A 10,131-nucleotide genomic window follows, 5' to 3' on the forward strand; every position below is an offset into this window, starting at 1 on the left:
AAGTTAGCAACGTAAAACGCCCAGGGTTACGGATCTTGCACCATCCTGTGCCAACCCTGACCAACCTGCGCGTTTCCTGCGTTACCGCTGTGCCAACCTTGCATTTTGTGGGCAATTCGCAAGATGCGCGGGCGCACAAAGGGACCCCCTCGGCTCTGGGTACCGAGGGGGTCCGGTCTTTGAGGCTCACTCACTGAATTGGAAAATGAGCGGCCAGGAGGATTCCAGTCACGGTGTAACGGTGAACTGGCCGGGAAAGCGCTAGAACGCTCCCATATAGTTGTCCATGACATTGATAACGGCTGGACCAATGATGACGGTGAAGAGGACTGGAAGGATGCATAACATCAACGGAAAAAGCACTTTAACCGGTAGCTTCATTGCCTTCTCTTCGGCGCGCTGACGTCGCCGAACGCGCATCTGTTTGGCTTGCGTGCGCAGGACTGCCGCAATTGCGATTCCGTAGGTGTCGGCCTGAACGACTGAACGGACGAAACTCCTAAGCTCAGGGGAGTCCACCCTTTCTGCCATCGCCAGGTAGGCGTCTTTGCGGCTGCGGCCGACCTGCATGTCCTGCAAGGCTCGTCCAAGTTCCGCTGCAAGTGGACCCTGACCGTTTGAGCTTGCACGGGCCATCGCCGATTCGAAGCCAAGGCCGGCCTCCACGGAGATCAGCATTTGGTCCAGGGTGTTGGGGAGCTCCAGTGCAATTGCCTTTTGACGTTCAGCACCCCTGCCGTGAACGATGATGTCCGGCGCAAAATAGGCCAGGGCCGTCAGGAACACCGCCAGCAGCATGCTCGGCGCGGACTGGGAACGGACCAGCACCAGTAGGGAAAGTAGGGCCACGACCAGCGCCGCCGCGGGCTTAACCACCAGGAGCCGCTCCAAGGGAAGACTCGCGGGACGGCCTGCCCTCGCAAGAAGCTTGTCTAGCCATCCTGCATACCCCTTAGGCGTGAGTCGGCGGCCGGCGGCGGCCAGGGAAGGGCGTGCAGCAGTGGCTGCCGCGGAGGCCGTCGCGACGCTCTTAACGACGCGTCCCAGGTTGCCTTGTACGGCGGCCAGTCCCCGCCGGTCCACAGCTATTAGGGCCCAGACCATATAGGTGACGGGCGCGATGATGAGACCGATGATCAGCCAAGCTATGGGATCCATGGGTATTCTCCTTAGAACTTAATCTTGACGACACGGCTGAGCCAGAAGGCGCCGACGGCCAGCTCTATGACTGCGCTGGCAATCATTCCCCAGCCGAGGAGGCTGCCGTACAGTGTGCCGATGTATGAGGGACTGGCGAAGCTGAGGTAAATAAACATGCCCACAGGCAACGCGATCAGGATGTAGGCGGACAACCTGCCCTCAGCACTAAGCGCTTGCACCTGTCCCTTGATTTCGGCGCGTTCACGAATGGTTTCCCCCACGTGGTCAAGGACGTCGGCCAAGTCGCCGCCGACTTCCCGATGGATTTCGATCGCTTGAGAAGTCCAGTCAAAGTCTTCGCTCTTGAGGCGGAGCGCAGCATCCGCCATCGAATCCCTGAGGTCCCTGCCGAGCCGTGTCTCGGTGACGATTCGGGCGAATTCCTCGGACGTAGGGGCTTCCGCCTCCTGGGCCACTGCATCCACGGACCTCAACAGACTGTGCCCTGCGCGCAGGCCGCCAGCCAGCATTTGCAGGGTTTCCCCGAGCTGGGATGCGAACTTTGCACGCCGGCGGGCAGTGAGGAATGCCAACCACAACGATGCGGCAACTGGGGTAAAGGCCAGCAAAAGCAACCCCAGGATAATTCCTCCGAGTATGAAACCCACGAGTCCGACGGTCACAGCAGCACAGGTAACAGCCAGGATGAAGTCGCCTTGCTTGAGACGCAAACCGGCTTGTTCCAAGGAATCCTGCGTGCCGAATTTGGCATTCTTTCCGACGCCGCGGTCGATAAATGAAACCGCGCTGTTTGTGACTTGAGTCAAAAGGGATTTCTTATCAACGGCTTCCGGCCTTCGCCGGGAAAGCGGAATCGCAGACCCGGGGCGCAGCACCAATAAGAGTCCAATCGTGAGGGCAGCAAAGCAGAGACCAACGCCGAAGGCCAAAAAGAGAGGACTTGTGGCATTCATCGGTATCCGCCTCCCATGGGCATTGCCCCAAAAACGGCCGGCGAGATCGCTATGCCCATGTCAGCAAAATGGTCGACAAACCGGGGCCGGACTCCCGTGGGAATGGGCTGGCCGAGGAATCGCCCGTTCGCGTCGACGCCCGCACTGTAGTCAAAGGCAAAGGCGTCCTGGAGCGTAACGATGTCACCCTCCATTCCCTGGACTTCAGTGATGTTGGTTACTCGACGTGTGCCGTCGCGCAGGCGGGAAATATGCACGATAAGGTTCACGGCCGAAGCGATCTGCTCACGGATTGCGCGCAAGGGGAGGTCCATGCCGGCCATGAGGACCAGTGTTTCCAGGCGGGCAATGGCATCCCGTGGGGAGTTCGCGTGGACCGTCGAGATAGAACCATCATGGCCGGTATTCATAGCCTGCAGCATGTCGAGGGATTCGCCGCCCCGGACTTCGCCGATCACGATTCTGTCGGGCCGCATGCGGAGGGAGTTCCGAACAAGGTCCCGGATGCTCACTTCGCCTTTGCCTTCGATGTTGCGCGGCCTGCTCTCCAGCCGGACGACGTGCTCCTGCTGGAGCTGGAGTTCAACGGCGTCCTCGATGGTGACGATTCGTTCGTCAGAAGGCAGGAAGGAAGACAGCACATTCAGCAGGGTGGTCTTACCTGTGCCGGTTCCGCCGGACACAATGATGTTCAGGCGGGCCGTGACGCAGGCGTGGAGCAGTTCGGCCATTCCGGGTGACATTGTGCCGAATTCGATCAGGTTGTTGACGTTGAGCGGTACCTGCCCGAACTTCCGGATGGTCAGCGTGGATCCGCTGACTGCAAGAGGCGGGATGATGGCATTGACGCGGGAGCCATCGGCCAGCCTGGCGTCCACGAGAGGTGATGACTCGTCGATACGGCGGCCGACACGGGTCACGATACGCTCGATGATCCGACGCAGATGCTCTTCGGAGCTGAACTTGGCGGTGGTCAGCATCAGCTTGCCGCCGCGCTCCACGTACACGCTGTCCGGCCCGTTGACCATGACCTCCGTCACGGAAGGGTCATCCAGGAAGCGCTGTAGGGGACCGTGACCCAGGACGTCGTCCATGATTTCCTGGATGAGGCGCTGGCGCTCACCGGGTGAAAGGGGAATGTCGTCTTCCTCGATCACGGCGCGAAGCTCGTCCTTGACGTACGCGGTGAGTTCCGCTTCATCAAGTGAAGCGTCGCTGATGCGGTTGCCAAGCCGCTCGTAGAGTGCTGCGGCGGCTCTCTCCTTGACCGCACCAAGAGCGTCGCTGGATTCCGCCGCGTTGGCTCTTGCTTCCTCGACGCCGGAGGCCGGCGCTCCGAACGGAGCTCCAGGCCCGCCCCATTGGCTTGTCACAACCGGTTCCGGCGGAGTTTCCAGATTTTCGTGTCCTCGAACAACATTGAGACGCTTGGACAAATTCACGACACTACCGCCCTTCGGTGGAGTTTCTTGTGTGGTCTTGCTTCCCAGCTTGGCCCCAGCCGGTCAACAAGTTGCCGGAGGCCTTTCGTGGCTTGGTCCCTCGATCCGTCCTGGAGTAAGGGGATGCCCTTGTTTGTGGAGAAGGGGACTGTCCGCGACCGTGGCAGGACGACGTCAACGGGGCAGCCGATGGTGGCTTCAACGTCCTGCAACGAAAGCCCGCTTCTTCGGTCCGCGAAGTTAAGGACAACATGACGGTGTTGAGGCAGCAGATCGAGTTCCTTGAGAATGCGGAGGCCAGTCCGCAACCCCCTGATGCTCGGGATGTCCATTCCACAGACCCAAACGGCATCAGTGGCGGTTTCCAAAGTGGCCAGAACGTGCTCGCCGAGACCCGGCGCAGTGTCCACAACGACGTACTCGAATTCGCTGGTTAGCTGGCTTAGCAATTGCGTGATGTCGCCGCCCGAAATACGGTCAATGTCGGCCGGATCATGCGGGGCGCACAGGGCGTAGAGTCCGGCAGGGTGCACCGTCAAATACGATTTAAGCACCATGGTGTCGTGCGCTGCTGCTCCGGTCACAGCCTCCGAGATGGTTCTTTCCGGGGCAAGCATGAGCCCCGAGGCCACGTCTCCGAATTGCAGATCAAGGTCGACTACTACAACTGCCATCGGCTTGTCCTTTGCCAAGCCCACGGCAATGTTGGTTGCGACCGTGGTCTTGCCTACCCCGCCCTTGGGCGACATGACGGCGATGACGCGGCCGCCCTGTCGTTGCCCCTCTACCGAATTGCCCAGTCCCCGACGGCGACCGGCCGATGCCAGGCTCGCCCGTTCAAGCAGGATCCTGATGGTGTCGACGTCCGCTTGGGGATCAAGAAGATCACGTATCCCTGCCCGCATCGCCGGCAGGGCGAGCTGCGCATCCGCGGACGCAACGAGGACCACGCTGATCTCCGGATATTGGAGATCAAAGAGACTGGCCAGTCTGAACGCATCATTGGGAGGGAGGCCAGGACCCAGAAGCAAGACTTCGGCTGGGTCGCCGGTCAACAGGCGAAGGATGTCATCAGGCCCGGGAGGCAGATAATCAGCCTGGATAGCATGCAAGGTACCGTGGACACCTGCCGTTGCCAGCCTGACGCGGCGTTCGAAATCTGTATCGGATGTGATCAGAACGAAGCGGCTCATCGGAACAACTCAGCTTTCTTGATCACTGTCGGCGTGTTTTGAGTAGCCGTGCGCGGTTCTTTGGTCAGCCACATTTCTCCGAACTCGGCACCTACCGCGATCTTCGTGGCATCGGTGTCGTTACGGGCAAATGTCACGATGAATGAACCCGTCGGCAGTTGCGTGTTGGTCTTCTCATCCGGGTCAGTCGCGGTTGTAGATTTTGCGGTCGTCTTCGGCAGGGCGCGCTGGACACTGGTCACCAGAACCTTATGGAAGACCATTTGCCCTGATTCCGGGGCGGCACCTCCAGGTCGGGCACCCTGGTCGAACAACATCACGATTCCGACCGTGTCACCCGCTACCAGCCGGCCACCAATCACCCGTTCGGCGGCCAACTCAACCGATATCTCCTGCATGCCGGCGGGAACCGGAACGGAGCCGGGCGCGGACAGACTCTCCGGGTCAACCAGGCGTGCACCGAGGAGTGCTTCTCCAGGCAGGAGATCGACGCCGGCGACCTTCCCCTCCAGTCCTTCAAGGTTCTTGAGGGCGCCGTTGGGAATCGATCCCGACGGCAACGACGCGAGCTTCACGGCGTTTTTGATGTCTTCGAGGCTTGCACCCTCGGGAATCTGGTTCTGAACGACCAAGACTTCGAGGGGGTGTAGGTCCTTTTGAGCACGCAGCTCCGACCCTTGAACGTATGAGACCAGAAGCAGAGTGCCGACTATTGCCAGCACGAGTGCGACGGCGCCTCCCAGAAGGCGAGTTTTCATTTTGGTTTTTCCAATCTGTTAGCTGGTTGGATCTAGCCGATGAGTCGGGCAGTGGTTCCGCCCAGGTTTGGTCCGGTACCGGTGAACTCATCCAATGTGACGAAACGGACGAAGTGGCCTTTGATGCCTAAGCAGTCTTTTCCGCACTCAGCTTTGGTGATGTTCCACTGAGCCCCGGGGAACTTCCAGCCTGTAGCCTGAAAGGCAGCAAAACCATAGATGGTGTATTCGGCATTGGCTCCTTCTAGACCGTTGGTTTCCTGGAAGATGGGGATCAACGTGGGACTGGTCTTGAGGGCCTCCAGCCTGGCCTTACAGTCCTTTGAGATGCTCGCACCGGGGGCACTACCGGCCTCGGGATCGTCAGTACTCACATCGGCTGAGCAGGGCTCGGTGCCGTCTTCTTTCAGCCAGCCAAAGCCGCCAGGAACAGCGTGGCCGGTTGGCCCATTGCACGTAGTTGTCAGCGCCTTTGTGTCATACCGGATGAGTACGTCGGTCAGAGATGGGTCGCCGGTGAAATCGCCGGTTGACAGGAGATCCTCGAGCTGCACCTCGCTAAGCGCCTGCTCAAAAACGCACCAGGAAAAAGTCCAGGGAAGCGATGCTCCCGCACCCGGGCCTCCCCAGCTAGCCCGGGCGGATGCGGCGATGTCAGCGGTGTCGATTCCCAAGGCGCGGGCGAAAGTCAGTGAAAAGTGATTGTTACCATCGGTGTCCCTCGACTGAGTGGTGACGTCGACAGTGCCGGCAGTTGCATCAACCACGAGGTTTTGGATATTGGTCGCGTTGTCCAGCGCATTGCCGTTACCCATGGTCTCGGCCAAGGTGTCGGGCGCGGTGCATTCTGCGGACGAAGAGTCATTAGCGCAGGCTTGGGCAATCGCTAGTGCCGCGGAATCGGCGCCATTTTGCAGTTGGGAGTGCTCGGAGTACATCGTTGCAACATCGACGGCGAACGCTGTTATGCCGAGCATTGCCACGATGAGGAGAGCGGTCAGCGGCGCCACGGCGCCCCGCTCGGAATTGTCGTGCGTTAGCCGCCACATCGCATTACGCCCCTTCCGGTGAGTGAGACGTCTGCCGGCATTCCCGGAATCAGTCCCGGTAGCCCTGTCAGATACGTCGTGTTGAAAGTTACTGTCACCACTACGTTGTCGCCGGGCGAGCAGGCGCCGGCGTCGTGGGCAACGTCCACGTTGTCCGCCACCAGGTCAACGGATGGCGCGGCCACGACGCCGGCATTTTGCGCGTCTTCATCGCTATAGCCGGCGTCGGCATAATGGACTGCTGCGTAGCGGGCAGCCTCCCTGGCTGCTTCCGACAAGGCAACTTGGATGTTGAAGGCCCGGCCGAATTCAAAGATTCCCAAAACCAGCATGAGAAGGATGGGCAGGATGAGCGCAAATTCGACGGCCGCGGCGCCCTTTTCGCCAATCCGCGATGCGCTGCACTTTGGCTGGAGTAGTTTGTGCATCAGAGACCGTCGATGACTGCTTGGAACCCTGGAATGAGTTGCTCTCCCAGAGCTATGACTGCGCCAATGATGACAGTGGCAATAAATGCAACCAGCAGGCTGTATTCGACGGCCGTCGCTCCAGCCTCAGATTCGGGCAGCCGGCCGATTCTCGCCAGCGCGTTCGAGAATAGTTGTATTCGACGAGAATGGGTTCTAGCCACGAGATTCCCCCCTGGAGAAACAAAAGGCCTAAATATAGAAAGGGCCTTGAGGAATGAAAAGGGCGTCGAGGAACGAAAAGCCCTATGAAGTGAAGGGACCTTGAAAAAAGGCAGGAAACGAAAAACCTAGGGACGGTCTGCCGGTTGAGGCGGGTAGTCCGCTTCCGGCAGACCGCCCCTGGGTCTTGGTCGTGAACGGCTACGGTGTTACGGCGCCACCAAGCTCGGTTGTGATTTTCACGAACGCATCATTGATCTGTCCGCCGAGGGTGACGACGGTGCCGATGATGACGGCTGCGATCAGGGCCACGAGCAGGCCGTACTCAACGGCGGTTGCGCCTTTTTCGGATTCCAGCCGATCCTTGATTCCGGAAACGAATGCAAGAACCGAGACCATGAGAGTAGTCATTGTATTTTCCTTAATTATCGATGGAATAAATTACCGACCACCTGCTCCCCCCATTGCGAAGGGCCGGTGCTTCGATAGCTAAAAGAATTCCACTGGGGCACGCCGGCAACAATGCGTAGGCATACTCGAGTTTCTAAGGGGGCCTATAGCTACCCCCCAGAAAAGGTACTCAGATTAGAAATTCACAAGCAGAAAACTACTTGGATTGCTAAGCCTGGCTTAGCTTTATTTCCCCAGATCGGACTGGTCGAGGGGCCGTGGCGTCAGCTAGGACGTGAAGAGAACCAGTCCCAGGGTGGCGGCCAGCATGGAGGGGCCGAAGGCCACTTCGGACGTCTTTTCCGCGCGGTTGAGCCTAATCAAAACGAAGGAGAAAATACCGCCCACAACGAACCCGAGGGCACCGCCGTAGAACAGCTGGCTCCAACCCAAGTAGCCCAAGTACAGGCCCACTGGTGCGGCCAGTTTCACGTCGCCCATTCCGATGCCGCTGGGCGAAATAATCGCCAGAATCAGGTAGACAACGAACAAAATGGCTGCGCCGGCGGCCGCGCGAAGCAGCTCGGTCCAGCCTGCCGTGGCCGTGCTGCTGACGACGAAGAGCGCCAGGCCGGCCACCAGCAAGGCCAGTACTAGGGGATTCGGCAATAAATGGTGGGCAAAATCAATGCGGGCCAGTTGCACGCCGAGCACGCCAAGGACCAGAAATGCCGGCAATGACCAGTCCATTCCGAACCGCAACGCCAATGCTGCGCAGAGAACACCGGTGAGTGCCGCCGTCGTAATTCTTGTCCATATTCCCGGGAGTCCGCCGAGGCGGGGCATGGTGCGGGTGATCAGCAGTTCGGCGAGCACGCCGAGAAGGGCACCGAGCAGCCCGATGGCAAGGGCGAAGAGCGGGTCGGCGCTGGCGGCAATACCTGCTGAAGACACATGGACTCCCTGATTGGAACGGTCCGGCGCCTGCACGGGCGTCCAAGCCCCCGCCACCGGATACCCCATTTTGACCCTGACGCCCGGTTCGCGCTATTCTTGGTAGTCGTTGTGCGTGTCCTTTCTCGATGATGCGTGCCCGCTGAGAATCCGGTTGCAGGATAACTACTCCTCGGGCACATTCGGGACTCCGGGACCACTGGATTCATAGAGCCCTCACCTCTGTTCCGGTAGCGCATAGATAGTAGGTGCACACCCTTACGTGACACCTAAACAAGAACGCCAGAACAAGAACGAGGCAAACACCGTGCGTACGTACACCCCGAAGCCCGGCGATATCAACCGCCAGTGGCACGTCATTGACGCCACAGACGTTGTCCTTGGTCGTCTTGCCAGCCAGACCGCAATCCTGCTGCGCGGCAAGCACAAGGCCACTTTTGCGCCCCACATGGACATGGGCGACTTCGTCATCATCATCAACGCTGAGAAGGTCGCCCTCACCGGCGCCAAGCTCGAGCAGAAGCGCGCTTACCGGCACTCCGGCTACCCGGGCGGCCTGACCTCCGTCAACTACGCGGAGCTGCTGGAATCCAACCCGGTCCGCGCCGTGGAGAAGGCCATCAAGGGCATGCTCCCCAAGAACTCCCTCGCTGCACAGCAGCTGGGCAAGCTGAAGGTTTACCGCGGTGCAGAGCACCCGCACGCCGCTCAGCAGCCCAAGACTTTCGAAATTTCCCAGGTCGCCCAGTAGTCCTGGCCACCAAACAACTTATCTATACAAGGAGAACCGTGGCTCAGAACGAAGAGACCACCGAAGCCGTTGAGGCAGAGGAAACCCTGACCAGCTACACCTCGGAAAGCGGAGCTGCTGAAGCTGCTGCGCCGAAGAAGGAGCGCCCGGCACTGACCGTTGCCGGCGCAGCTGTTGGCCGCCGCAAGGAAGCCGTTGCACGCGTTCGCGTTGTGCCGGGCTCCGGCAAGTGGACCATCAACGGCCGTGCGCTGGATAACTACTTCCCGAACAAGCTGCACCAGCAGGACGTCAACGAGCCCTTCAAGATCCTCGATCTTGACGGCGCCTACGACGTCATTGCCCGCATCCACGGTGGAGGCATTTCCGGTCAGGCCGGCGCGCTGCGCCTCGGCATCGCCCGTTCACTGAACGAGATCGACGTTGAAAACAACCGCGCCATCCTGAAGAAGGCTGGCTACCTTTCACGTGACGCCCGCGTCATCGAGCGTAAGAAGGCCGGTCTCAAGAAGGCCCGCAAGGCTCAGCAGTACTCCAAGCGCTAAATCCGCTTACGAAGCGTTCAGTCGCTTTACAGAAGCCCGTCCCGCCATTGGTGGGGCGGGCTTCTGCGTGTACGCCCAGCATGGGCATTTGCTTGAAGGGTGAAAGTCCTCTGGAGGAGAAGGTGGTTTAACTTCTAGCCAATGGCAACTGCGTCATCGTGAGGTGGGGTGGGAAGGAAGCCGGAGGCAAATCCCTGCACCGAGGGACACGAACCGTATAGAAGGCATGCTGGTCGGGGTGAGCCAGCACGTGATGGTGAAGCCCGTTCCACCGAAACGGCCAGTGTGTAAATGCGGCGGCGGCAG

At 59.7% G+C, this 10,131-nt stretch carries 12 protein-coding genes; 2 read left to right on the forward strand and 10 right to left on the reverse strand.

What is annotated here, in order from left to right:
* Positions 1-261 precede the first annotated feature (261 nt).
* The 10 genes from J7I89_RS07885 to J7I89_RS07930 form a co-directional block, all read right to left on the reverse strand.
* Entirely contained in the window at positions 262-891 is a 630-nt protein-coding gene (locus tag J7I89_RS07885; protein ID WP_308159832.1) for a type II secretion system F family protein, read from the reverse strand.
* Positions 892-1,169: 278 nt separating this feature from the next.
* Positions 1,170-2,114 carry a type II secretion system F family protein gene (locus tag J7I89_RS07890; RefSeq protein WP_214968865.1) on the reverse strand — a complete coding sequence of 315 codons (945 nt, stop codon included), beginning with the start codon at positions 2,112-2,114 and terminating at the stop codon, positions 1,170-1,172.
* Positions 2,111-3,487, reverse strand: coding sequence for a CpaF family protein (locus J7I89_RS07895; RefSeq protein WP_374102007.1), 1,377 nt, complete (start codon positions 3,485-3,487; stop codon positions 2,111-2,113). Before J7I89_RS07895 ends, J7I89_RS07890 begins: the two co-directional genes overlap by 4 nt.
* A 65-nt stretch (positions 3,488-3,552) precedes the next feature.
* Positions 3,553-4,749 (reverse strand): AAA family ATPase, encoded by a 1,197-nt coding sequence (locus J7I89_RS07900; protein WP_214968869.1) that lies wholly within the window; start codon positions 4,747-4,749, stop codon positions 3,553-3,555.
* Positions 4,746-5,507 carry a Flp pilus assembly protein CpaB gene (locus tag J7I89_RS07905; RefSeq protein WP_214968871.1) on the reverse strand — a complete coding sequence of 254 codons (762 nt, stop codon included), beginning with the start codon at positions 5,505-5,507 and terminating at the stop codon, positions 4,746-4,748. Before J7I89_RS07905 ends, J7I89_RS07900 begins: the two co-directional genes overlap by 4 nt.
* A gap of 32 nt (positions 5,508-5,539) precedes the next feature.
* On the reverse strand, positions 5,540-6,517 hold the full coding sequence (locus J7I89_RS07910) for a Tad domain-containing protein (RefSeq protein ID WP_214968873.1): 978 nt from the start codon (positions 6,515-6,517) through the stop codon (positions 5,540-5,542).
* A 26-nt stretch (positions 6,518-6,543) separates the two neighbouring features.
* Positions 6,544-6,984 carry a TadE/TadG family type IV pilus assembly protein gene (locus J7I89_RS07915; protein WP_214968875.1) on the reverse strand — a complete coding sequence of 147 codons (441 nt, stop codon included), beginning with the start codon at positions 6,982-6,984 and terminating at the stop codon, positions 6,544-6,546.
* Positions 6,984-7,187: a Flp family type IVb pilin gene (locus J7I89_RS07920; RefSeq protein ID WP_308159833.1), complete on the reverse strand. Its 204-nt coding sequence runs from the start codon at positions 7,185-7,187 to the stop codon at positions 6,984-6,986. Before J7I89_RS07920 ends, J7I89_RS07915 begins: the two co-directional genes overlap by 1 nt.
* A gap of 199 nt (positions 7,188-7,386) precedes the next feature.
* Complete coding sequence (locus J7I89_RS07925; protein WP_214968876.1) at positions 7,387-7,596, reverse strand: Flp family type IVb pilin; 210 nt, start codon at positions 7,594-7,596, stop codon at positions 7,387-7,389.
* A 267-nt stretch (positions 7,597-7,863) separates the two neighbouring features.
* Complete coding sequence (locus tag J7I89_RS07930; RefSeq protein WP_308159834.1) at positions 7,864-8,529, reverse strand: A24 family peptidase; 666 nt, start codon at positions 8,527-8,529, stop codon at positions 7,864-7,866.
* A 307-nt stretch (positions 8,530-8,836) separates the two neighbouring features.
* Here J7I89_RS07930 and rplM point away from each other — a divergent pair, with 307 nt between their 5' ends.
* Together rplM and rpsI are read left to right on the forward strand one after the other, a co-directional pair.
* Positions 8,837-9,280 (forward strand): 50S ribosomal protein L13, encoded by a 444-nt coding sequence (gene rplM / locus J7I89_RS07935; RefSeq protein WP_011692756.1) that lies wholly within the window; start codon positions 8,837-8,839, stop codon positions 9,278-9,280.
* A 38-nt stretch (positions 9,281-9,318) separates the two neighbouring features.
* A complete protein-coding gene (rpsI, locus tag J7I89_RS07940) occupies positions 9,319-9,825 on the forward strand; it encodes a 30S ribosomal protein S9 (protein ID WP_104136643.1) in 507 nt (168 codons plus the stop codon).
* The last annotated feature ends 306 nt before the right edge of the window (positions 9,826-10,131 follow it).

The sequence above is a fragment of the Arthrobacter sp. ISL-5 genome (assembly GCF_018613835.1).
In the GTDB taxonomy this organism is placed as follows: domain Bacteria; phylum Actinomycetota; class Actinomycetes; order Actinomycetales; family Micrococcaceae; genus Arthrobacter.